Source organism: Prauserella rugosa (assembly GCF_000719975.1).
Lineage (GTDB): Bacteria > Actinomycetota > Actinomycetes > Mycobacteriales > Pseudonocardiaceae > Prauserella > Prauserella rugosa.
This window is the reverse complement of the sequence record NZ_JOIJ01000018.1, coordinates 54,435-77,319: the sequence shown is the minus strand read 5'-3', so window position 1 is coordinate 77,319 and position 22,885 is coordinate 54,435. Positions and strand designations below refer to the sequence as shown.

At 70.4% G+C, this 22,885-nt stretch carries 26 protein-coding genes; 18 read left to right on the top strand and 8 right to left on the bottom strand.

Annotation, left to right across the window (positions count from 1 at the left end; translation table 11 throughout):
• Positions 1-34: 34 nt before the first annotated feature.
• The 4 genes from IF64_RS0120810 (at position 35) to IF64_RS25625 (ending at position 5,095) form a co-directional block, all read left to right on the top strand.
• Positions 35-793 (top strand): cytochrome c biogenesis CcdA family protein, encoded by a 759-nt coding sequence (locus IF64_RS0120810; protein ID WP_030533836.1) that lies wholly within the window; start codon positions 35-37, stop codon positions 791-793.
• Entirely contained in the window at positions 790-2,391 is a 1,602-nt protein-coding gene (gene resB, locus IF64_RS0120805) for a cytochrome c biogenesis protein ResB (RefSeq protein ID WP_030533835.1), read from the top strand. Before IF64_RS0120810 ends, resB begins: the two co-directional genes overlap by 4 nt.
• A gap of 11 nt (positions 2,392-2,402) precedes the next feature.
• A complete protein-coding gene (ccsB, locus tag IF64_RS0120800; protein WP_030533834.1) occupies positions 2,403-3,416 on the top strand; it encodes a c-type cytochrome biogenesis protein CcsB in 1,014 nt (337 codons plus the stop codon).
• Positions 3,417-3,478: 62 nt separating this feature from the next.
• Positions 3,479-5,095: a MinD/ParA family ATP-binding protein gene (locus IF64_RS25625; RefSeq protein WP_246134826.1), complete on the top strand. Its 1,617-nt coding sequence runs from the start codon at positions 3,479-3,481 to the stop codon at positions 5,093-5,095.
• A gap of 114 nt (positions 5,096-5,209) precedes the next feature.
• On the opposite strand, the gene IF64_RS0120790 is transcribed toward IF64_RS25625, so the two are convergent.
• Together IF64_RS0120790 and IF64_RS0120785 are read right to left on the bottom strand one after the other, a co-directional pair.
• On the bottom strand, positions 5,210-5,392 hold the full coding sequence (locus tag IF64_RS0120790) for a hypothetical protein (protein WP_030533832.1): 183 nt from the start codon (positions 5,390-5,392) through the stop codon (positions 5,210-5,212).
• An 84-nt stretch (positions 5,393-5,476) separates the two neighbouring features.
• A complete protein-coding gene (locus IF64_RS0120785) occupies positions 5,477-5,686 on the bottom strand; it encodes a BldC family transcriptional regulator (protein ID WP_030533831.1) in 210 nt (69 codons plus the stop codon).
• Positions 5,687-5,899: 213 nt separating this feature from the next.
• Here IF64_RS0120785 and IF64_RS0120780 point away from each other — a divergent pair, with 213 nt between their 5' ends.
• From IF64_RS0120780 to cds1, 3 genes are read left to right on the top strand one after another with little or no spacing between them, the layout of a single operon-like run.
• Positions 5,900-6,367: an Lrp/AsnC family transcriptional regulator gene (locus IF64_RS0120780; protein ID WP_030533830.1), complete on the top strand. Its 468-nt coding sequence runs from the start codon at positions 5,900-5,902 to the stop codon at positions 6,365-6,367.
• A gap of 3 nt (positions 6,368-6,370) precedes the next feature.
• Complete coding sequence (locus IF64_RS0120775; protein ID WP_030533829.1) at positions 6,371-6,802, top strand: DUF4229 domain-containing protein; 432 nt, start codon at positions 6,371-6,373, stop codon at positions 6,800-6,802.
• A gap of 2 nt (positions 6,803-6,804) precedes the next feature.
• Positions 6,805-7,890, top strand: coding sequence for an L-cysteine desulfhydrase Cds1 (cds1, locus tag IF64_RS0120770; protein ID WP_051758039.1), 1,086 nt, complete (start codon positions 6,805-6,807; stop codon positions 7,888-7,890).
• Positions 7,891-7,964: 74 nt separating this feature from the next.
• Here the strand turns inward: cds1 and IF64_RS0120765 are convergent, their stop codons facing one another.
• The 4 genes from IF64_RS0120765 to IF64_RS0120750 form a co-directional block, all read right to left on the bottom strand.
• Entirely contained in the window at positions 7,965-8,837 is an 873-nt protein-coding gene (locus IF64_RS0120765) for a 1,4-dihydroxy-2-naphthoate polyprenyltransferase (RefSeq protein ID WP_030533827.1), read from the bottom strand.
• Positions 8,838-8,900: 63 nt separating this feature from the next.
• Positions 8,901-10,058 carry an o-succinylbenzoate--CoA ligase gene (gene menE / locus IF64_RS0120760; RefSeq protein ID WP_030533826.1) on the bottom strand — a complete coding sequence of 386 codons (1,158 nt, stop codon included), beginning with the start codon at positions 10,056-10,058 and terminating at the stop codon, positions 8,901-8,903.
• Between the two features lie 61 nt (positions 10,059-10,119).
• Positions 10,120-10,560, bottom strand: a complete 441-nt coding sequence (locus IF64_RS0120755) for a toxin-antitoxin system YwqK family antitoxin (protein WP_211252623.1) — start codon at positions 10,558-10,560, stop codon at positions 10,120-10,122.
• Positions 10,561-10,643: 83 nt separating this feature from the next.
• A complete protein-coding gene (locus IF64_RS0120750; protein ID WP_030533824.1) occupies positions 10,644-11,567 on the bottom strand; it encodes a 1,4-dihydroxy-2-naphthoyl-CoA synthase in 924 nt (307 codons plus the stop codon).
• Between the two features lie 48 nt (positions 11,568-11,615).
• On the opposite strand from IF64_RS0120750, the gene menD reads away from it, so the two are divergent.
• From menD to IF64_RS0120735, 3 genes are all read left to right on the top strand, one after another.
• Positions 11,616-13,283 (top strand): 2-succinyl-5-enolpyruvyl-6-hydroxy-3-cyclohexene-1-carboxylic-acid synthase, encoded by a 1,668-nt coding sequence (gene menD / locus IF64_RS0120745; protein ID WP_030533823.1) that lies wholly within the window; start codon positions 11,616-11,618, stop codon positions 13,281-13,283.
• A 175-nt stretch (positions 13,284-13,458) separates the two neighbouring features.
• Positions 13,459-13,773, top strand: coding sequence for an XRE family transcriptional regulator (locus IF64_RS25620; protein WP_051758036.1), 315 nt, complete (start codon positions 13,459-13,461; stop codon positions 13,771-13,773).
• 56 nt (positions 13,774-13,829) lie between these two features.
• On the top strand, positions 13,830-14,414 hold the full coding sequence (locus IF64_RS0120735; RefSeq protein ID WP_342779950.1) for a DUF3592 domain-containing protein: 585 nt from the start codon (positions 13,830-13,832) through the stop codon (positions 14,412-14,414).
• Positions 14,415-14,476: 62 nt separating this feature from the next.
• Here IF64_RS0120735 and IF64_RS0120730 read toward each other — a convergent pair whose 3' ends face one another.
• Complete coding sequence (locus tag IF64_RS0120730; protein WP_051758035.1) at positions 14,477-15,223, bottom strand: NYN domain-containing protein; 747 nt, start codon at positions 15,221-15,223, stop codon at positions 14,477-14,479.
• Positions 15,224-15,270: 47 nt separating this feature from the next.
• Positions 15,271-16,101 (bottom strand): inositol monophosphatase family protein, encoded by an 831-nt coding sequence (locus IF64_RS0120725; protein WP_030533819.1) that lies wholly within the window; start codon positions 16,099-16,101, stop codon positions 15,271-15,273.
• 33 nt (positions 16,102-16,134) lie between these two features.
• Here IF64_RS0120725 and IF64_RS27285 point away from each other — a divergent pair, with 33 nt between their 5' ends.
• From IF64_RS27285 to IF64_RS0120685, 8 genes are all read left to right on the top strand, one after another.
• Positions 16,135-16,284 carry a hypothetical protein gene (locus IF64_RS27285; protein ID WP_157575530.1) on the top strand — a complete coding sequence of 50 codons (150 nt, stop codon included), beginning with the start codon at positions 16,135-16,137 and terminating at the stop codon, positions 16,282-16,284.
• 3 nt (positions 16,285-16,287) lie between these two features.
• Positions 16,288-17,406 (top strand): glycosyltransferase family 4 protein, encoded by a 1,119-nt coding sequence (locus IF64_RS0120715; RefSeq protein ID WP_211252622.1) that lies wholly within the window; start codon positions 16,288-16,290, stop codon positions 17,404-17,406.
• A 27-nt stretch (positions 17,407-17,433) separates the two neighbouring features.
• A complete protein-coding gene (locus tag IF64_RS0120710) occupies positions 17,434-18,543 on the top strand; it encodes a glycosyltransferase (RefSeq protein WP_030533817.1) in 1,110 nt (369 codons plus the stop codon).
• 71 nt (positions 18,544-18,614) lie between these two features.
• On the top strand, positions 18,615-19,358 hold the full coding sequence (locus IF64_RS0120705; protein ID WP_051758034.1) for a class I SAM-dependent methyltransferase: 744 nt from the start codon (positions 18,615-18,617) through the stop codon (positions 19,356-19,358).
• A complete protein-coding gene (locus IF64_RS0120700; RefSeq protein ID WP_030533815.1) occupies positions 19,355-20,626 on the top strand; it encodes a geranylgeranyl reductase family protein in 1,272 nt (423 codons plus the stop codon). The genes IF64_RS0120705 and IF64_RS0120700 overlap by 4 nt, the downstream gene beginning before the upstream one ends.
• Before the next feature lie 524 nt (positions 20,627-21,150).
• Entirely contained in the window at positions 21,151-21,540 is a 390-nt protein-coding gene (locus tag IF64_RS0120695) for an NADH-quinone oxidoreductase subunit A (protein WP_030533814.1), read from the top strand.
• Between the two features lie 6 nt (positions 21,541-21,546).
• A complete protein-coding gene (locus IF64_RS0120690; protein ID WP_030533813.1) occupies positions 21,547-22,095 on the top strand; it encodes a NuoB/complex I 20 kDa subunit family protein in 549 nt (182 codons plus the stop codon).
• 9 nt (positions 22,096-22,104) lie between these two features.
• Complete coding sequence (locus tag IF64_RS0120685) at positions 22,105-22,863, top strand: NADH-quinone oxidoreductase subunit C (RefSeq protein ID WP_030533812.1); 759 nt, start codon at positions 22,105-22,107, stop codon at positions 22,861-22,863.
• Positions 22,864-22,885 lie beyond the last annotated feature (22 nt).

The window sequence follows — 22,885 nt, the reverse complement described above, 5'->3', positions numbered from 1 at the left end:
TAGTCTGGGTGTCGTGAACGCGACCGAGCTGGCGATGTCCGGACCGCTGCTGCTGGCCGCAGCGGTGGCCCTCCTCGCCGGCACCGTCTCGTTCGCCTCCCCCTGCGTGGTGCCGCTCGTCCCCGGCTACCTCGCCTACCTGGCCGCGCTCGTCGGATCCGACGCCCCTGCCGTCGATGCCGCGGAGGCCTCGGAGAAGCCGAAGCGTGGCAAACGGTCCGTCGTCGGCGCCACCGCGCTGTTCGTGCTGGGCTTCACCGTCGTGTTCACGGCGGGGGTCGGCAGCCTCGTGTGGCTGGCCGACGCGATCCTCGTCAACACCGAGACGCTGCAACGCGTCGGCGGCGTGATCACGATCTTCATGGCGTTGGTGTTCCTCGGGCTCGTGCCCGGCCTGCAGCGGGAGGTGCGTTCGCACCACGTCCCGCGGGCGGGCCTGTGGGGAGCGCCCGTGCTCGGCGCGGTGTTCGGACTCGGCTGGACGCCGTGCATCGGCCCGACGCTGTCCGGGGTCCTCGCCATCTCGGCGGCCAGCGGCAGCACGGGCGCCCGCGGGTTCGTGCTCGTGCTCGTCTACTGCATCGGACTCGGTCTGCCGTTCCTGCTCATCGCGGCCGGTACGAAGTGGGCCGTGTCCGCCACGGCGTGGCTGCGCCGCAACGGAAGGCGGGTGCAGATCTTCGGCGGCGCGTTGCTGCTCGTGGTCGGCGTCATGCTCGTGTCCGGTCTGTGGGCGGAGCTGACGTCGTGGCTCAGGGACGCCTTCATCACCGACACGAGGTTGCCCCTGTGACCCCTCCGACCCAGACCTCGACCGACCCGAACGGCGACGCGGGCACCACCTACCGTCAGACGCCGCTGCGCAAGGCGTGGGCGTTCGTGCGCAACACCTGGCGCGGGCTCACGTCGATGCGCACGGCGCTGATTCTGCTGTTCCTGCTCGCCCTCGCCGCGCTGCCAGGCGCGCTGTTGCCCCAGCGTTCGCTCAACGAGCAGAAGGTCAACGAGTACCTCGGCGAACACGGCTGGTGGGGGACGCTGCTCGACCGGCTGCAGTTCTTCGACGTCTACTCCAGCGTCTGGTTCTCGGCGATCTACCTGCTGCTGATGGTGTCGATCATCGGCTGCCTCGTGCCGCGCACGTCGGACTACGTGCGCAGCATGCGCGCCAAGCCGGTGCTGACCCCGCGCAACCTCGCCCGCCTGCCGCACCACGAACACGGCCACACGGCCGATGACGTCGAGACCGTCATGGCCACCACGCGCAAACGGCTGCGCGGCTGGCGGATCGTCGAGCGCGAGGAGCCCGGCGGCGCCCGCAGCATCAGCGCCGAACGCGGGTTCCTGCGCGAGACCGGCAACCTCGCGTTCCACTTCGGCATGCTCGGCGTGATCATCGCGTTCGCGGGCGGCGCGCTGTACTCCTACGAGGGCCAGGTGATCGTGCTGGCCGACGGCTCGGAGTTCTGCAACTCCGGCATCTACAACTTCGACTCGTTCAACCCCGGCCTGCGCGTGGACGGCACCGAGTTGAACCCGTTCTGCGTGCGCGTCAACGACTTCCACGCCGAGTTCAAGAACGGCCAGCCGATCGCCTACGAGGCGGGCATCGACTACCAGTCCGGTGACGCCCTGACCACCGGCGACTGGCAGCCCTACGACCTCGCGGTCAACAGCCCGCTGCGCACCGCGGGCGACCGGTTGTACCTGCTGGGGCACGGGTTCGCGCCGACGTTCACGGTCACGTTCCCCGACGGGCAGAGCCGTACGCACACCATCCAGTGGCGGCCCGTCGACCAGACCACCTACCTGTCCCAGGGCGCGACGAAGTTCGAGGAGCCGGGCATCACCGACCCGGTGGAGCGCAGGGAGAACCAGCTCGCGGTGACGGGGCTGTTCGCCCCGACCCCCGCCATGCACGGCAGCGTGCTCTCGTCGGCGGGGCCGGAGCTGAACAACCCGACGGTGGCCGTCGACATCATGCGCGGTGACCTCGGTGTCGACTCCGGGCGCGGGCAGTCGATCTTCGAGATCGACCAGTCGATGGTGGACAGCGGCAGGCTCGACCGGGTCGCGCGCGAGAACCTCGAGGTCGGCCAGTCGGTGACGCTCGACGACGGCACGAAGGTGAGCTTCGACGGCGTCGAGCGGTTCGTGTCGTTGCAGGTGTCGCACGACCCGACGCAGAACTGGGTCCTCGGCTTCGCCGTTGTGATGTTCGTCGGCCTCGGCGCGTCGCTGTTCATCAAGCGGCGCAGACTGTGGGTGCGCGCTGCGCCCGACGGGGAACGACGTACCGTAGTAGAAGTGGGCGGGCTCGCCCGCACCGACCAAGCCGGGTACGGCGAGGAGTTCACCCGGATCGCGGCGGACCTCCTCGGCCGGAAGTAGAAGGGCATCCGATGCCGGTCAACGAGACGTTGTCACAGTACAGCGACTGGTCGTACACCACATCCGTCGTCATCTACATCCTGGCGATGGTGTTCTTCCTCGTGGAGCAGTCCTTCGGGCGCCACGGCAGGAAGGTCGCCGAACGCACCCGCACCCGCCAGCTCGTCACGGCCGGCGCGGGTGCGGACGACGTGTCTCCCGGAAACGACGACACGGGCCCCGAAAGCGACAACACGGGCTCCGGAACCCGCAACACGGGCGCGGAGCGGACCAGGGCCGAGCGGTTCGGGCGGATGGGCGTCGCGCTCACGGTGCTGGGCCTGCTGTTGCACGGCGCCGCGCTGGTGCTGCGCGGCCTCGCGACCGACCGCGTGCCGTGGGGCAACATGTACGAGTACGTGATGATCACGTGCCTCGTCGCCGTCGCGGCCTGGCTGGTGCTCCTGCGCAAACACCCGGTGCGGCACCTGTCGATGTTCGTGCTCCTGCCGAACGTGATCCTGATGTTCGTCGGCGGCACCTGGCTGTACTCGGAGGCTGCGCCGCTGCAGCCCGCGCTCCAGTCGTACTGGCTGATCATCCACGTCGCGGCCGCCGCGGCCTCGTCCGGTGTGTTCCTCGTGCCCGGGGTGGCGAGCATCCTCTATCTGGTCAAGGCGCGGAACGAGAGCAATCCGGACTCCTTCGCGTCCTTCGCGGCGAAGCTGCCCGCGAAGGAGGTCCTCGACCGCATTGCGTACCGCACCACGGTGTTCGCGTTCCCGGTCTTCACCTTCGGCGTACTGTGCGGTGCGGTCTGGGCCGAGGCCGCGTGGGGCCGGTTCTGGGGTTGGGATCCCAAGGAGACGGTCGCCTTCATCGCGTGGATCATCTACGCCGCGTACCTGCATTCCCGTGCCACCGCGGGGTGGCGGGGGAACCGCGCGGCGATCATCAACGTCGTTGGTTTCGCGGCCACGGTGTTCAACCTGTTCTTCGTGAACCTGGTGACCACGGGCCTGCACTCGTACGCGGGAGTTGGCTGACGCGACCGGTGACGGGCGGGTAGCGTCGCTCCCAGCACCGACAGCAGCGGAGGAACGAAGCGGTGACCGCAGGACACGACCCCACAGGGCAGGAACCGCAGAACCCTCATGGCGCCCACCATCTCGGCGAGGAACTGACCGATTCCACCCGGCCGCCCGAGGCCGCGGACTCGCCGGGCCTGTCCGAGAACCCCGAGGCGACGCAGCGCGTGAGCCCGCCGCAGAACCCGGCCCAGCAGGGCGCGGGAGTCCCGGAATCGGAGCAGACGCAGCCCGCGGTGCACTACCCGGCCCAGCAGCCCTACGACCCGAATCTGCCGCCGCTCACGCCGGAACAGGCCGCTGCGGCCGATCCCGCGCAGGCGGCGCACGGTCAGGGGCAGCAGGCCCCGGGTCAGCCGGGACAGGGCCAGCACGCGCAGGGCAACGCGCCGTATCAGCAGTACGCGCAGTACTCCCAGTTCGCCCAGCACGAGGCGGCCCAGCCCCAGTACGAGCAGCCCCAGTACGAACAGCCCCGGTCCTCGTATGCGCAGTCGTACTTCGAGGGCCAGCACGGTGTGCAGCCGGCCGCGCAGTATCCGCCCCAGTACGACCAGGCCCAGCACGGGCAGGTTCCGCAGGGGCAGGCACCTCAGGGGCAGGCACCTCAGGGGCAGGCGGCTCAGGGGCAGGCGGCTCAGGGGCAGGCGGCTCAGGGGCAGCCGTTGCCGCCGCTGCCGCAGCCGCAGCGCTCCGCGCAGGCGGCGGGTGATGCGGACCTGACCGGCACGAGCCTCGTCAAGCAGACGAAGCGGCCGCCGAAGTCGGGCTGGCGCAAGGCCCTCTATCTCGGCACGGGCAAGCTGGTCAACCCGGGGGAGGGTCCCGCGGACCGTGCGCAGCGGGACCTCACCGCGCGGGTCCAGCAGCCGCTACGCGGGTGCTACAAGATCGGCATCCTCAGCTTGAAGGGCGGCGTCGGCAAGACGACGACCACGACGACGCTGGGTTCGACGTTCGCGTCGCTGCGCGGCGACCGGGTGATCGCCGTCGACGCGAACCCGGACCGCGGCACGCTGTCGCAGAAGATCCCGATCGAGACCACCGCCACCGTGCGGCACCTGCTGCGCGATGCCGACCGGATCACGCGCTACAGCGACGTGCGTGCCTACACCTCGCAGGGCGGCAGCAGGCTGGAGATCCTGGCCAGCGAACAGGATCCGGCCGTGTCGGAGGCGTTCTCGGAGAACGACTACCGCAGGGCCGTCGACCTGCTCGAGCACTTCTACAACATCGTGCTCACCGACTGCGGCACCGGTCTGATGCACTCGGCGATGAAGGGTGTTCTGGACCTCGCGGACTCGCTGGTGATCGTCTCGTCCGGATCGGTCGACGGGGCGCGGAGCGCGTCGGCGACGCTCGACTGGCTCGACGCCCACGGCTACGGCGAACTGGTGCAGCGGTCGATCACGGTGATCAACTCGGTGCGTCCCAAGTCGGGCTCGGTCGACCTCGACAAGCTGACCGCGCACTTCTCGGCGCGTACGCGTGGCGTGGTGCGGATCCCGTTCGACCCGCACCTCGAGGAGGGCGCGGAGATCGACCTGGATCGTCTGGGCAAGAACACCCGCACCGCGCTGCTCGAACTCGCGGCCACGGTCGCCGACGGATTCGCCGCCGACCGGCTCGTCAGGTAAAGACCTGCCCGTGCGCCGCAGCCGGCGGCGATGCGGCGCAGGCGCACAAACAGAAGGCCGACCGCGGGCCGGTGGATCACCGGCTGCGGTCGGCCTTCGGCGCTTGCGACGAGACTACTTGTCGTCCTCGTCGTTCGTCTTCGGCTTCTGTTCCCCGAGTTTGCGCAGGAATTCCGGGTCGTCGTCAGGGGCGACCGGGCTCTGCCGGGTACTCGCACCGACCCGTTCGGCACCGAGCAACCGCCACAGAACAACGGCAATGGTGATGGCGCCGATCGCCGCGAGCAAATACAGCATGCTCGCTCCTTCCCGTGGGCTGACTGACTCCAGCCTAGCGCCTCGAGGGAGTGCTCCGACGGGTAATGCGCCTCGGGGACGACCTCAGGGCTGCTGGGGACCGTTGGGGTCGGTGGTGAGCTCGGCGAGGAGCTCGTTGACCTCGGCCTCCCGGAATCGGCGATGTCCGCCCGGGGTACGGATCGATCCGATGCGGCCTGCCGTGGCCCAGCGGGTCACCGTCTTCGGGTCCACGCGGAACAATGCGGCGACCTCACCCGGGGTGAGCAGCCGTCCTCCTGTGGTCGCGGTCACTATCCGCCTCCTTTGAACCACCGTTGATCTTCGGTCCAGGTTCTGGACCGCCATCAATCGTGGCACTCCGCCCGTCGGGTACTCGAACGGTTGTTGGCGAGTAAAGAGGAGGTAATGGACAAACGGATCGGTTCGGACATTTGCCCTGGTGGGCGCGTTCCGGACCGGAACCCGGCCCGGCGGGGGACATGGGAAGGCCTTTAACGTGGCCGGGTGGACCATGTGGACCGGAAGATCATCGCCGCCCTCAGGGACAACGGCAGGGCCACCTATGCCGAGGTCGGCAGGACCGTCGGGTTGTCGCCGTCGTCGGTGCACGAGCGGGTCGGCAAGCTCGAGGCGGCCGGTGTCATCACGGGCTACCACGCGACGGTCGACCCGCGGGCCGTCGGACTGGGCGTGACCGCGCTGGTGGGTATCCAGCCCACCGACACCGCCTCCAACGACGAGATCGCGGACGAACTGAGCGTGCTGCCCGAGGTGGAGAGCTGCTACGCGGTCGCGGGGGACGAGGCGTTCGTGGTGAAGGTGCGGGTCGAGACCGTGGACGAACTCGAGCACACCCTCGGCAGGCTGCGGCGGATCGACGGGGTCGGACGCACCCGCACCACGGTGGTGCTGTCGACCCGCTTCGAGGGCAGGCCGAACAATCAGCTGCTCGACGACGACGTAACCTCGTAGAGCGTGAACGCCTCCGCACCGGCCACGCAGCAGCACCTCGCCCGTGACCTGACGCTGTACCTGCTCGCGCGGTTCGCGCTCGTCGCCGTGCTCGCCGCGCTGTTGGTGCTCGTCGGCGTGCCGCTGCTGGTGGCGCTCATCGTTGCGCTCGTCGTCGGACTGCCGTTGGGCATGTTGCTGTTCAAGGGCCTCAACGCGCGGGTCACGGCGGCGCTGGCGGCTCGCAACGAGAACCGCGCACGCAAGCGGGCTCAGTTGCGCGCCGAGCTGCGTGGCGAGCGCGGACCCGAGGACGCCGAGGAACCGCAGGGCACCGAGGACTCTGGGGACTCTGGGGACTCTGGGGACGCCGCGGAGCCGGGCGCCGAGGAACCGGGCGCCCCGGAGCCGGACGCCGCGGAGTCGGGTAAAGACACGGGCAAGGCGGCCGAGTGACGGTGTCGCCGGGGCCGGAGGGTCGCACGCGCCGCGACTGGGTCCGCGAAGCCGTTCGCATCATCGAGGCCGATGCCAACCGCTCGGCCGACACGCACCTGCACGTCTTCCCGCTGCCTCCCGAGTGGGGCATCGATCTGTACCTGAAGGATGAGTCGGTCCACCCCACCGGTTCCCTCAAGCATCGGCTCGCGCGTTCGCTCGTACTGTACGGGCTGGTGAACGGCCAGATCGGGCCGGAGACGACGCTCATCGAGGCATCCAGCGGCTCCACCGCGGTGTCGGAGGCGTACTTCGCGCGGATGCTCGGACTCGACTTCGTGACGGTGGTGCCGCGCACGACGAGCCAGGAGAAGATCGACCTCATCGAGTTCTACGGCGGCCGGTGCCACTTCGTGGACGTGCCGGTGGCCATGTACAGCGAGGCCGAACGGCTCGCCTCCGAATGCGGCGGGCACTACCTCGACCAGTTCACCTACGCCGAGCGCGCCACCGACTGGCGGGGCAACAACAACATCGCCGAGTCGGTGTTCGCCCAGCTCGAGATGGAACGGCATCCGGTGCCCGCGTGGATCGTCGTCGGGGCGGGCACGGGTGGTACGAGCGCCACGTTCGGCCGGTACGCGCGGTACCGGCGCTACGACACCCGCATCGCCGTGGTCGACCCGGAGAACTCGGCGTTCTACGGGGCGTGGGAGACGGGCGCGCGCGACTACGGGACGGGTATGCCGTCGCGGATCGAGGGGATCGGACGTCCGCGGGTGGAGCCGTCGTTCGTGCCCGAGATCATCGACGAGATGATCCGGGTGCCCGATGCGGGTTCGCTGGCGGCGATCCGGTTCCTGCGCGAGCACACCGGCCACTGGGCGGGCGGTTCGACGGGCACCAACCTCTACGGCGCGTTCACGATCATCGCACGCATGCTCGCCGAGGGCGAGCAGGGCAGCGTCGTCACGCTGCTGTGCGACGGCGGCGAACGCTACTCGAACACGTACTACTCCGACGAGTGGATCGCCGAGCAGGGCTTCGACCTCGCCCCGCACCGCAAGGCCCTCGACACCTTCCTCGACACGGGCCGCTTCCCGTAACCCCCGGTTCAAAGCTCCCAAGGGCCCCATAGTTGCGTTCAACGCGACTATGGGGCCCTTGGGAGCATTCGCGTTCAGGCGAGGGTGAGGGCGGCGGCGGTCAGCAGCGACCACGCGAGCATCGCCAGTCCGGTGTCGCGCAGCACCGGGACGAGTTCGAGTCCCGTGCGGCCGCTGACCATCGTGTGCACCGGCTTGACCAGCAGCAGCAACGCCGCCAGCGCGATGAACGCGAGCGGGTGCGCCAGGCCGAGGGCCACCGTCAACAGGGCGGTGACCACGACCAGCGCGACGTACAGCAGCCGGGTGCGCCGGTCGCCCAGCAGGACGGCGAGCGTGCGTTTGCCCGACTCGGCGTCGGTGGGGATGTCGCGCAGGTTGTTGGCGACGAGCACGCCCGAGGACAGTCCGCCGATCGCGACGGCGCAGGCGACCGCCTCCCACGTGACCGCTCCGGCCTGCACGTAGACCGTTCCCAGCACGGCGGCCAGTCCGAAGAAGACGAACACGGCGACCTCGCCGAACCCGCTGTAGCCGTACGGTTTGCGGCCACCGGTGTAGAACCACGCGGCGGCCAGGCACATGCCGCCGAGCAGCAGCAGTCGCCAGTGTCCCGTCGCCACCACCAGCACCAGTCCGCTGACCGCCGCGACCCCGAGGCAGCTCACGGCCGCCGTCAGCACCTGGATGGGCTGGGCGGCACCCGAGCCCACGAGCCGTAGCGGGCCGACCCGGTCGGCGTCGGTGCCGCGCACCCCGTCGGAGTAGTCGTTGGCGAAGTTCACGCCGATGATCAGCGACAGCGCCACGAGCAGCGCCAGCAGCATCCGCCACCACGAGAACGCGTCGAGCTGCGCGGCCACGCCCGAGCCCGCGATCACCGGTGCGAGCGCGTTGGGCAACGTGCGGGGACGTGCGCCTTCGATCCACTCTGCGACTGTCGCCATGCCCGCATTGTTTCGCGTGCCCGGTCGGTCGTGATCGGCAGGAGGGGCTCGGGCGGGCGAACGTCACGTCGTGAGCAGGGCGCGCACCGCGGCGCGGTCCACCTTTCCGGGCCCGATGAGCGGCAGCTCGGGGACCCCGCGCAGCAGCTTCGGCACCGCCGCCCTGCCGAGGCGCTGTTTCACCAGTGCCCGCAGTTCGTCGAACGGGACCTGCGCGAGCTCGGGGTCGGCGACCACGGCTGCGGCGATCCGCTGTCCCCATTCGGCGTCCGGAAGGCCGACGACGCACGCCGCGCGTACCGCGTCGTGGCTCGTCAGCACGCTTTCGACACCTCCGGCGGGCACCTTCACACCGCCGGTGTTGATCATGTCGTCGACGCGGCCGAGCACGGTGAGGGTGCCGTCGTCGTGGATGCGGCCCACGTCGCCGGTGCGGAACCAGCCGTCCGCCGACAGGACCTGTGCGGTCAGGTCGGGGCGCAGCCGGTAGCCGTGGGTGAGCGCCTCGCCGGCGAGTTCGATCCGGTCGCCCTCGCCGAGGCGCACCCGCACCCCGTCGAGGGGCACGCCGTCGTAGACGCATCCGCTGGCGGTCTCGCTCATGCCGTACGACGACACCGCGCGCACCCCGGCAGCCCTGGCGCGGGCTGCGAGGTCGTCGTCGAGTCGGGCTCCGCCGAGGACGATCGCGTCGTAGGCGGCGGCGCTGTGGGCCGCGCTGCCGCCCGCGTCGAGCAGGCGAGCCAGCTGGGTGGGCACGAGCGCCGTGTAGTGCGGGCCCGGCTCTCGCAGCAGTTCGCGGGTGGCCTCCGCGAACGCCTCGGGGCGGAATCCGGCGGAGATGTCGAGCACCACCGGGTCGGTGCCGGCCAGGTGCGCCCGCGTGAGCACCTGGAGCCCGCCGACGTAGTTGGCGGGCGTGGCCAGTAGCCAGCGGCCCGGTCCGCCGAGCCGCGCGTGGGTGGCGTGGGCCGAGGCCACGAGGGCCGACGCCGACAGCAGCACGCCCTTGGCCTCCCCGGTCGACCCGGACGTCGGGATGATCACCGCGGTGTCGGGTTCGACCGGCTCGCCGGGCGCCATGGCCTCGCGCAGCTCGGCGCTCTTCGGGTTGCGGGGATCGAGGGGCAACAGCGTGTCGCCGCCGGCGAGCGCGCTGCGCAACGCGGTGTCGAGCTCGGCGACCGAGCCAGGGGAACCGTCCGTGAACACGACCTGCACCGCACCAGCGTAGGTCGCCCCGTCGGCACCGGCGGTGCACCTGGGTGGCGTACCGGGGAGGTCAGCTGTCTCGGGACTGAGGGGATCGGTGCCGCGTGGTCTTCTTCACGGTGCCGTCGGGGTTGTACTGCTCCCAGGCGCCGACCTTCTTGCCGTGTTCGAAGTCGCCGCGGTCGATGGCCCGGCCTTGGGCGTTCCACCGTTCCCAGGTTCCGTGTTTCTCCCCGTGGAGGAAACTGCCGCGTTGCATCAGCTGTTCGTCGGCTCGGTACCAGGTCCACTGCCCGGACAGCTCGCCGTCGGCGTACTGGCCCTCGGCGCGCAGCCGGCCGTCGTCGGCGTAGTGCTTCCACTCGCCGTGGCGCAGGTCGTCGACATAGGTGCCGACCATGACACCGCCGTGCGCGTCCTTGTCGGTCCAGAGGCCCTGTTTGCGCTGCTGTTCGTCCCGCTCGTCCGGCGTCTCGGGCAGCGGGCGGGAGCGTTGTCCGGGCTCATCCAAGCTCCTCCGCGGGGATGCACCCAAGGGCCCCATAGTTGCGTTCAACGCGACTATGGGGCCCTTGGGAGCGTGAATCCGCCGGGTCAGTAGTAGTACGGGTGGTTGGTCCAGTCCGGGTCGCGTTTCTCGAGGAAGGCGTCGCGGCCCTCGACCGCCTCGTCCTGCATGTACGCCAGGCGGGTCGTCTCGCCTGCGAACAGCTGCTGGCCGACGAGGCCGTCGTCGATCAGGTTGAACGCGTACTTGAGCATCCGCTGCGCCGTCGGTGACTTGCCCAGCACGTCGAACGCCCATTCCAGCGCCGTGGACTCCAGCTGTTCGTGCGGGACCGCCCTGTTGATGGCACCCATCTCGAAGGCCTCGGTCGCCGAGTACTCGCGGCCGAGAAAGAAGATCTCGCGCGCCCGTTTCTGCCCGACCTGGCGGGCCAGGTACGCCGAGCCGAACCCGCCGTCGAACGATCCGACGTCGGCGTCGGTCTGCTTGAACCTGCCGTGTTCGAGCGAGGCGAGTGTGAGGTCGCACACCACGTGCAGCGAATGCCCGCCACCCGCGGCCCACCCCGGAACGACGGCCATGACGACCTTCGGCATGAACCTGATCAGCCGCTGGACCTCGAGAATGTGCAGCCTGCCCGCTCGGGCCCGATCCACCGTGTCGGACGTCTCGCCGCTCGCGTACTGATAGCCGGACCGGCCGCGAATACGCTGGTCACCGCCGGAGCAGAACGCCCAGCCGCCGTCCTTCGGCGACGGGCCGTTGCCGGTGATCAGCACGCAGCCGATGTCGGAACTCGTCCTGGCGTGGTCGAGTGCGCGGTACAACTCGTCGACGGTGTGCGGGCGGAACGCGTTGCGCACGTCGGGGCGGTCGAACGCCACTCGGACGACGCGTTTGCCGGAACGGCTCTGGGTGGAACGGTGGTAGGTGATGTCGGTGAACTCGAACCCCTCGACGGGTGTCCACGCGTCCGGGTCGAACAGTTCCGATACCTGGGTGTCATGCACGCCTGGGACAATAGGCCGTTCCACCCGATGCATCGAGGGGGCTCGCACGTGAACCCTTCCACCGCGCAGGCGAGGGTCATCGTCGACGAGCTGGTCCGCAACACCGTCTCGCACGTCGTCCTGTGCCCCGGTTCGCGCAACGCACCGTTGTCGCTGGCGCTCCGGGACGCCGAGGCCGCGGGCAAGCTCACGCTGCACGTCCGGATCGACGAGCGTGGCGCGGGCTTTCTCGCTCTGGGCATCGGCGCGCGCACCGGGCGGCCCGTGGCACTGGTCTGCACCTCGGGTACAGCCGCCGCGAACTTCCACCCCGCCGTCCTGGAGGCCGACCGGGCTGGGGTGCCGTTGATCGTGCTCACCGCCGACCGGCCGCCCGAGCTGCGGGCTGCGGGCGCCAACCAGGTCATCGACCAGCAGCACCTCTACGGCGGTGCGGTGCGCTACTTCGACGAGCTCGCCGTCGCCGAACGCCGCGCCGGGCAGAACGCGTACTGGCGGAGCCAGATCTGCCGAGCCTGGAACGCCGCCTATGGCGAGTGGCGGTGCGGACCGGTGCACCTCAACGTGCCGTTCCGCGAGCCGCTCGTGCCCGACGGCGAGGCCGACTGGTACGAGTCGCTCGACGGCCGAGCCCGCGGGGCCAGGTGGACGGAACTGCCCGAGTACGGGGCGCTGCCGTCGTTCGTGGTGCCCTCGGCGCGGCAGGGACTGGTCATCGCCTGCGACGCGGGTGTGCACGCCGCCGGTGAATGGGCCTCGGAACACGGCTGGCCCGTGCTGTCGGAGACCGGAGGGCTCGGACTCGGCGGGGACACGGCCATCTCGGGTGGTGCGTGGCTGCTGGGGATCGAGGAGTTCCTCGCCGAGAACAAGCCGGAGCAGGTGCTGTGTATCGGCAGGCCGACCGTGTTCCGCCAGGTGCAACGCCTGTTGTCGGACCCGGCCGTCGAGGTGCTGCTCGTGCGGCCCGACGCGGACTGGCCCGCGCCGGCCCACAACGTGCGGCAGGTGGGGCAGTGGTTCGACGCGCCCACGAAGCCGGCGGACCCCGAGTGGCTGGCGCGGTGGCAGCGCGCCGACGCCGCCGCCGCGGCCGCGGTGCACGAGACGCTCGCTCGGGAGCCGTGGCCGAGCGGACTGCGGGTCGCCGAGGAGTTGGTGCGGGAGCTGCCACGGGACGCGCTGCTGGTGGTCGGCTCGTCCAACCCGGCGCGCGACGTGGCGCTCGTCGGCGGCAGGCGCCCCGACGTGCTGGTGCACCGCAACCGCGGGGTGGCAGGCATCGACGGCACCGTGTCGACGGCCGTCGGCGCGGCGAGCGTCCACAGGGGACCGTCGTACGCGCTGCTGGGCGATCTGACGTTCCTGCACGACATCAACGGGCTGTTGATCGGGCCCGCGGAGGACCGGCCCGATCTGACGATCGTCGTGGTCAACGACGACGGCGGAGGCATCTTCTCGTTGCTCGAACAGGGATCGCCCGAACACAGCGAGGGATTCGAGCGGATCTTCGGCACCCCGCACGGCGCCGACCTCGCAGCACTGTGTGCCGGTTACCGCGTGCCGTACCGCCGGGCGGACACGCTCGAGGAGTTCCGCGAGGCGCTGGCTCCCGCTCCGGGACTGCGTGTGGTGGAGGTCAGGGCGGACCGCACGAGGCACCGCGAACTGCACGCCACCCTGCGCGAAGCCGTGGCCACCGCGGTCACCGGCTGACCACCGGCTGACCCGACCCCGCCCGGTCGCGCGCCGAGCAGGGGCGCCGCCCGTCACTCCACGTGAATTGCCGGAAGCAGGCTGTACTGTCCTCTGGATCGACTGGCCGAGGACGGTCCTCATCTGGGCCGGCCGTTGGTCGACACATTGAGCGGTACCGATTACGGGGGACGCCTTGCGCCGGGACGCCGTCGCGCGTGGGCAGATCACCGAGGAGGGCGTGCAGCAGGCACGCGCCGAGCAGGATGCTTACGAAACCGGGTACAACCTGGCGCAGCTTCGGGAACACGCGGGCCTGACCCAGACCGAGGTCGCCGAGCGCATGGACGTGACACAGCCGCGGGTCAGCGCCCTGGAGCGAGGGCAGCTCGACCAGCTCACCGTCGCCACGGTGCGGGCGTACGTCGCCGCCTTGGGTGGAGGGATGCGCATCGTCGTGTCGGTCGACGACGCCACCGTCGATCTCGGGTTGCCGTCGTCCGCCGCTTGACGGGTGTCGAGGACACGAGGGGACGGCGGTTCGGTGGCTGCACCTAGGATTGCGGTGTGACCTCCTCGTCCCAGCCGGCACCCGAGTCGCCGCCGGACAGCGACACGGCGACCGACGCGACGACCGACCCTGCGTCGAACTCGGACGCCGGCCAGGCGGGTGCCGCCGGCACGGCCGATCAGGCCGGGCGCACGGAGCGGCGTTGGCGGATCGGCGCGTGGATCGTGCTGGGCCTGGCGGCGCTGATCACCCTCGAATGCTTCGTGCTCGCGGGCGGCGCGTGGGTCAACGACCGGGAGATCGCCAAGAACCGTGGCACGGCCGTCGCCCAGGTCGAACAGGTGACCTGGGACCGGACACTGATCCGCTACGACACCCCGGACGGCGAGTCGCACAACCCGGACCTGGGCGTGCTGTACCCGGACGGTCTCAGCCAGGGACAGCTGGTGCGCGTCGAGTACGACACCACGGAGCCGGACCTGGTGAAGATCGCCGGGCGCACGTGGGTGCTGACCCTGTTGCCGACGAGCACCACCGCACTGTTCACGTGGCTCGTCGCCGGCCCGCTGCTGTGGTTCCTGCGCAGGAAGGCAGGCGGCCGCATCGTGCCCCGCCGCCGCCGACACCGCACCGCCGCCTGAGGGCGCCTACTCCTCCTGGACGCCGGTCCATCAGTCGAACCTGACAGGGGCGGCACTGTGCGCTACCCTGAGGGCACACCCCCAGTGGGCTTCGGCCGCTGGTTAGAAGGCCCCGCTTCGGCGGGGCCTTCGGAATTTGTGGCCCATTTCTGTGGCCGGTGGACGGTCCCGTACTTGTCGGTCAGAACGTCGGGGAGTTGGCTACGCTGCAGATCCGCATGTGTGATCTGCCGGTGCCAGCGGGGGTTGGTCTGCTTCAGTTCGTTACTTGCTCGCTTGCATTGCACAGGCGATAGCAATCCGATGTCGCCGCCGAGCTCAGCCTGGACGAGGTGAAGCGGCATGACGAGATCCGAGTCGTTGGTGCACACGACGTAGATGTCAGCCTTGCGTTGCATCGCGTCGACCAGAAGTCGACTGGCCAGCGCAACGTCCGAGCCCTTCTCCTCTGTCTTCTTCACCTTGACGCGGACCGGCTTCCCGTGAGAATCCACTTCGATGGGGTGCTTGGGCATGATCCGGGCGTCCACCCGGAACTTTCCGAGGAACACCTCAACGCGCTCCAAGATGGCGAGCGCACGCAGGTACGCCTGCTGGCGCTGCGGGGCGCTCGCGTCTTTGCCAGGGAGCTGTTTGATTTTTGCGGTGAAGTAGCGGACCCCGATCACGCGATAGTCGGGCAAGACCTGATCAGCCAGCGCGGTGAGATCCAGCCATTTGTATTGAGGCTGGCCCTCCAGCAGCTGCCTGTAGAGGTTGAAACCGTCGACGTATACCAACGCGGTCGGCGGTGACCCGGCTCCGTCCATTGCGGAATCGTGCCACCTTGACGGTGAGGGCGAGCGAGAGGTCGGCGTTACTCCTCCTGGGCGCCGGTCCACCAGCCGAGGACGTCGTCCGCGACCGTGGGTGCGGCCACGAGCATGCCGTCGAGCGGCAGGGTGGCCTGCCGGCCGCGCCGGTCGAGGATGACCGCGCCGGCCTCCGTGGCGATCCCCAGCGCGCCGGCCACGTCCCACTCCCGGTACCCGTCGAGCACCGCGGCCACGGCGTGCCCCAGCGCGACCTGGGTGACCGCCAGCGCGGACGAGCCGAGGATGCGCGTGCCCGAGTGGGCGCGGGCGGCTCGTTCGACGAACCGCGCCATCCCGGGCCAGGCATCGCCGCCGGTGAGTTCGGTGCACACGATCGCGCCCGCCGTCCCCGCGCACTCCGGCACCCGCACGAGCGCCCCGTTGGCGCGGGCCCCACGCCCGCGTCCCGCGCTGTAGACCTGCCCCCGGTACGGGTCGGCGACCACGCTGACCACCGGCCCGTCGGCGTCGACGAGCGCCAGGCTGTAGGAGCACCACGGGATGCCTGCGACGTAGTTGGCCGTGCCGTCCACGGGGTCGACCACCCACCGGTACTCGGCGTGTTCGGCACCGCTGTCGTCGCCGTACTCCTCACCCACGACCGGGATGCCGGGGAACTCGGCAGCCAGCACGCGGCGGGTGTGCCGTTCGAGGGTGCGGTCGGTGTCGGTGACCCAGTCGAACGGCGATTCCTTCGTGGTCGGGCGCGCGCCCCGCCCAGCGGTCGCGGTGATCACGTCGGTGGCGTCGCCCGCGAGGCGGCCTGCCACCTCGAGCGCCTGGGAGACCAGCCCGGGGTCGACCGGGCGCAGCATGCGGGACGAGAGGGTCATGCCTCTCCACAGTGGCGATCGCGGGTGTCCGGCATGCGAAGCGGAGATGACGCCTCGCTCGCGATCCGACGACGACTCGACCGGGTGGCCGTGCTCACCGTGGGCGGTGGAGTGTTCCGCGGCCGTTCGGCGCGGCGTTACGTGAGCGTGGCACCGTCGCCGCCGGCGGGCCGCACGCTCTGAGACGTGCGCGTTGCCATCGTCACCGAGAGCTTCCTGCCGCAGGTGAACGGCGTGACCAACTCCGTGCTGCGGGTCGTCGAGCATCTGACGGCCCGCGGGGACGACGTGCTGGTGGTCGCGCCCGGCGCCGGTCCCGAGGAGTACCGCGGCGCACCCGTCGTGCGGGTGCCGTCCGTGGACCTGCCCGTGGTGAACACCCTGCCGGTCGGTGTGCCCACCCGGACCGTGCTCACCGCGCTCGCCGGGTTCGGCCCGGACGTGGTGCACCTCGCCTCACCGTTCGTCGTCGGAGCCAGGGGACTCGCGGCCGCGCGCCGCCTCGGGGTGCCGACCGTGGCCGTCTACCAGACCGACATCGCCGGATTCGCCGAGGCGTACGGCCTCGGACTCGGGGCGCGAGCCGCGTGGCGGTGGGTGCGCCGACTGCACTCACGGGCCGACCGGACGCTGGCGCCCTCGTCGGACTCGGCCCACCAGCTGCGACTGCACGGGGTACCGCGCGTGCACCGGTGGGGCAGGGGAGTGGACGTGGAACGGTTCGACCCCGGCCACGCCGACCCCGCGCTGCGCGCCGAACTGGCCCCGGGCGGTGAACTGCTCGTCGGATTCGTGGGCAGGCTGGCGCCCGAGAAGGAGGTCGGCAGGCTCGCCGCACTGGCCGACGCGCCCGGGGTGCGGGTCGTCGTGGTCGGCGACGGTCCCGAGCTGGAACCGCTGCGCGCCGCGCTGCCACAGGCGGCGTTCCTCGGTGCGCAGTACGGCGACGATCTCGCCACGGCCTACGCGAGCCTCGACCTGTTCGTCCACACCGGCCCGCACGAGACGTTCTGCCAGGCGGTGCAGGAGGCGATGGCCTCGGGCCTGCCCGTGATCGCGCCCGCCGCGGGCGGACCCCGCGACCTGGTCGACCACGGCGTCACCGGACTGCTCCTGCCTCCGGACCGGGAGGACTTCGCCACCGCGCTGCCCGAGGCGGTCGAGCTGCTCCGCCCCGCCGACACCAGGGCGGACATGGGCCGTGCCGCGCGCAGGGCCGTACTGGGCAGGACCTGGCCCGCGGTGTGCAGGCAGCTCGTCGGGCACTACGACGCCGTCCGGGGCCGGATCATCAAGGCGGCGTGAGCGATGGGCCCGGTGGGAACGGAGTCGCTGCACATCGTTCAGCTGGCCAACTTCTACGGGCCGCGGTCCGGAGGGCTGCGCACCGCACTGCACCATCTCGGAGCCGGATACGTCGCGGGCGGGCACCGGGTGACGCTCGTCGTCCCGGGTCCGCGCCACGAGGACACCGTGCTTGCCGGCGGCGTGCGCCGGGTGGCACTGCCCGCGCCGCGCATCCCGGGCACCGGCGGATACCGCGCCGTCGACCCGTTCCGCGTGCGGGCGTTGCTGGAGCGGCTCGCGCCCGACCGGCTCGAGGTGTCCGACCGCCTCACCCTGCGTGGCATGGGCGCGTGGGCACGCGAGCGGGGAGTGCCGAGCGTGGTGATCTCCCACGAACGACTCGACCGCTTGCTGCGCCAGTTCCTCCTGCCGCGCCCGATGGCCGAACGCGTGGCCGACGTCGCCAACCGGCGCATGGCGGGCACCTACGACAAGGTCGTCTGCACCACGGCCTTTGCCCGCGGCGAGTTCGACCGCATCGGTGCGCCCAACGTGCAGCGCGTGCCCCTCGGCGTCGATCTGCGCACGTTCCGGCCGGACCTGCGCGACGGTTCGTGGCGCAGGGAACTGGCGGGCGACGCGGACGCGCTGGTCGTCCACTGTGGACGCCTGTCGCCGGAGAAGCACGTCGAGCGCAGCGTGGACACCGTCGCCGAACTCACCGAGGCGGGGGCCAACGTGCGGCTCGTCGTCGCCGGGGACGGTCCGCGCCGGCGCGCGCTCGAACGCAGGGCCCGCGGCCTTCCGGTGCGGTTCCTCGGCTACGTGTCCGACCGGGCCACCGTGGCACGTCTGCTGGCGAGCGCGGACGTGTCACTGGCGCCGGGCCCGCACGAGACGTTCGGTCTCGCGGCGTTGGAGGCACTGGCCTCCGGCACGCCGGTGGTGGTGTCGCGCTCGTCGGCGTTGCGGGAGATCGTGCGGCCCGGCTGCGGTGCCGCGGTGGCCGACCACGCCGGAGCGTTCGCGGGCGCCGTGACGGACCTGCTCGAAACCCCCGAGGCCGCGCGTCGCACGTCGGCGAGAGCGCGGGCCGAGGAATTCACCTGGCCACGCGCCGTCGAGGGCATGCTGCAGGTGCTGGCTCCCGGGTAGCGGCCGGCGCTCATGGCGTCCCACCGCCACCCATAAGGACGCGCTCCGCGCGGCCGCCTTAGTCTCGGAACATGTCTCGAGCTTCGCTGGACAAGGATCCTCGCGAGGTCGCCGCCATGTTCGACGGCGTCGCGGCCGGGTACGACCGTGCCAACTCCGTGATGACCTTCGGCTTCGACCGCCGCTGGCGTGCCACCACCGCCGGTGCCCTGGAGGCACGCGAGGGGGAACGGGTCCTCGACCTCGCCGCCGGGACCGGCGTATCCACCGAGGAGTACGCCCGCGACGGCGCCTGGTGCGTCGCCGCCGACTTCTCGCTCGAGATGCTCCGCAACGGGCGCGGCCGCGGCCTTCCCATGATCGCCGCCGACGCGCTCCACCTGCCGTTCGCCGACGAGTCCTTCGACGCCGTGACCGTGTCGTTCGGGCTGCGGAACTTCGTCGACACCAAGGCGGCGCTGGTCGAGGCACTGCGCGTGGTCAAACCCGGAGGCAGGCTCGTGATCTGCGAGGTGTCCACGCCGACGTTCGCGCCCATCCGTTTCGTCTACCGCAGGATCGTCCTGCGGCTGCTGACCTGGCTGGGCAGGCGAGCCGCCTCCAACCCGGAGGCCTACGGCTACCTCGCCGAATCCATGCTGACCTGGCACGATCAGCGCGCGCTCGGCGAGATCATCGCCTCGGCGGGCTGGACGAAGGTCGAGTGGCTGAACCTCATGTTCGGCGCCGTCGCCATCCACCGGGCACGCAAACCCGAGCCCGAAGAGCCACCGGCCCCCGAGCCGGCCGGTAGTCCTGCGAAAATCGACTCATGACTCAGGATGCCGAGGTCATCGTCGTCGGAGCAGGACCGGCGGGATCGACCGTCGCCACGTACCTCGCCCGCGCCGGCGTGGACGTGCTGCTGCTCGAGAAGACCACGTTCCCCCGCGACAAGGTCTGCGGCGACGGGCTGACCCCGCGCGGGGTCAAGCAGCTGATCGACCTCGGCCTCGACATGAGCCCCGAGGCGGGCTGGACCTTCAGCAAGGGTCTGCGCATCATCACCGGCGACCTGCACCTGCAGCTCGACTGGCCCGACCTGACGAGCTACCCGCCCTACGGCGTCTCCCGCACCCGCCACGACTTCGACGAACTCCTCGCCCAGACCGCGGTCAAGGCGGGCGCCCGGCTGCAGGAACGCACGACGGTCACCGGCGCGCTCACCGACGAGCGCACCGGACGTGTCGTCGGCGTCGAAGGCAAGGCGGGGCCCGACAAGCGGCCGGTGAGCTACCGCGCCCCGCTGGTGCTGGCGTGCGACGGGGTGTCCGCCCGCCTGGCACTGTCGGTGGGCATCGAGAAGAGCGACAAGCGCCCCATGGGCGTCGCCGTCCGCCGGTACTACAAGAGCCCTCGGCACAGCGAGGAGTACATCGAGGGTCACCTCGAACTGTGGGACCGCGCCGACCCGGCCAACCCGAAGCTGCTGCCCGGCTACGGCTGGGCGTTCCCGCTCGGTGACGGCACGGTCAACGTCGGGCTCGGAATGCTGTCGACGTCCGCGTCGTTCCGCAACATCGACTACCGCCAGCTGCTGCGCTCGTGGCTCGACGGAACCCCCGAGGAATGGGGCTACCGGGAGGAGAACGCGGTCGGCAGGATCGGCGGGGCGGGCCTTCCCATGGGCTTCAACCGCACCCCGCACTACCGCGACGGGATGCTGCTGCTCGGCGACGCGGGCGGGATGGTGAGCCCGTTCAACGGCGAGGGCATCTCCGCGGCCATGGAATCGGCGCAGCTCGCCGCAGAGCACGTGGTGCAGGCGCTGGCCCGTCCGGAAGGCCCTTCGCGCGAGCGAGCGCTGGCCGGGTATCCGCGTGCCGTCGCCGACCTGATGGGCGGCTACTACCGCCTCGGCAACGTCTTCGCCAAGCTCATCGGCAAGCCGAAGGTCATGCGCGCGGCCACGAAGTACGGTCTGCGCGTCAACCCGATCATCCCGCTCGTCTACAAGGGACTCTCGGGCTGCTACGACGCGAAGGGCGGCGACGCGGTGGACCGCATCATCGCCGCGATGGCGCGCGTCACACCGAGTGCCTGAGGGCCGCACCTCGTACCCGACGAAACGCCCTACGTGGGATAGATCACGTCGGGTTTCATGATCCACATCGCGGCTGTCCTCGCGATCCGTTTTGCGCTGGTCGTGGGCCGTTCGGCCGTGTCCCGCCGGCTGTGCACGGCGTGCCTACTTAGGTCTCCCTTATAAGGAAGGGGCTAGCGACAGCCTGTGACTTGAGTCCTACACTGGCCCCATGCTTTGTGAAGCGCTTCACAACCGCTTAGGAGGGCTTGTGAACGATTTCACGACGTCAGGGGTCGGGACGTCACGCGGCGCGCTCGATTCGTCACGGCCATGGCTGTGACCTGCGTCCCTGACGAGTCGGTCCGGGCGTCGCCCGGATCACACAGGCAGCACACCACAACACGTCCGAACGCAACGACGCGGAAAGGATGGTGCCCGCAGTGAACGTCACGTTCGCGCCGGCCGGTCTCGCCTCGGCGAGTCACGTCCCGGCCGAGCACGTGCAGGCCGGCATCGGGTCCACCCAGACGCAGGCCCACGAGGTGCTGGCACAGGGCTCGGCCGCCGGCATCGGCATCTATCTGCCACTGGTGCTGCTGATCGTCCTCGCCGCCGCGTTCGGAATCTTCTCCGTGCTGCTCGGCCCGCTCGTCGGCCCGAGCCGCTACAACCGGGCCAAGACGGCCGCCTACGAGTGCGGCATCGAACCGTCGCCGCAGCCCGTGGCCGGTGCGGGCCGCATGCCCGTCGCCTACTACGTCACGGCGATGCTGTTCATCCTCTTCGACATCGAGATGGTCTTCCTCTTCCCGTACGCCGTCGCCGCGGACGCGCTCGGGCTGTGGGGCCTCGGCGCGGTGGCCCTGTTCATCGCGACGTTCTTCATCGCGGACTTCTACGTGTGGCGCCGCGGCGGCCTGGATTGGAACTGATGCGCCATGGGTCTTGAGGAAAAGCTCCCCAACGGAATCCTGCTGGCCAGCCTGGAGGGCGTCGTCAACTGGGCGCGCAAGAACTCCATGTGGCCCGCGACGTTCGGCCTCGCGTGCTGTGCCATCGAGATGATGACCAGCGGCGGCTCCCGCTACGACATCGCGCGGTTCGGCATGGAGCGCTTCAGCGCCACGCCGCGTCAGGCCGATCTGATGATCGTCGCCGGGCGGGTCACGCAGAAGATGGCGCCGGTCCTGCGCCAGATCTACGACCAGATGGCCGAGCCGCGCTGGGTGCTCGCCATGGGTGTGTGCGCCTCGTCCGGCGGCATGTTCAACAACTACGCGGTGGTGCAGGGCGTCGACCACATCGTGCCCGTCGACATGTACCTGCCCGGCTGTCCGCCGCGGCCGGAGATGCTGCTCGACGCGATCCTCAAGCTGCACGCCAAGGTTCAGGACGAGCCGCTGAACGCCCGCCGCGCGCAGCTGCGCGCCGAGAGCGGCGCCAGGACCGAGATCGTCCCGTCGTCCATCAAGTACGCGAAGAAGTAGGTCGACGTCATGTCTGAATCCGACAGCCAGAACCCCACCACGGGCGGGCAGAACTCGAGCGCGGAGCGGCCGGAGTCCGGTCTCGAGCCGCGTGGCGCGGAACCAGCGAGGGTGGTCGCGGGCCGCGAGCGGAAGGGCATGTTCGGCGTATCCGGTAGCGGCGACACGTCCGGTTACGGCGGGCTGCGGTTGCCCGCGTACTCACCGCCGCCTGCCGAACGTCCCTACGGCGGCTGGTTCGACGACTTCGCCGACGAGTTCTACGCCGCGTTGGGTGAGAACGGCATTCCCGCCGAGGCGATCCTGCAGGTCACCGTCGACCGTGGGGAGATCACGTTCTACGTCGACCGCGCGCACCTGGTTTCGATGTGCCGCGTGCTGCGTGACGACGAGGGGCTGCGGTTCGAGGTGTGCAGCTCGGTGTCCGGTGTGGACTACGGCGAGGACGTGCCGCAGCGCCTGCACTCGGTGTACCACCTGCTGTCGATGACCTACCGCAGGCGGATCCGCCTCGAGGTGACGATGAATGTCGACGACGCGCATGTTCCGTCCATTGTGGAGGTCTACCCGACGGCGGACTGGCACGAGCGCGAGGCCTACGACATGTTCGGCATCGTCTACGACGGCCACCCGGCGCTGACTCGCATCCTGATGCCCGACGACTGGGAGGGGCATCCGCAGCGCAAGGACTATCCGCTCGGCGGCATTCCCGTCGAGTACAAGGGTGCGGAGATTCCGCCGCCGGACACGCGGAGGTCGTACTCGTGAGCTTCCCGCCGAAGTTCGTGTT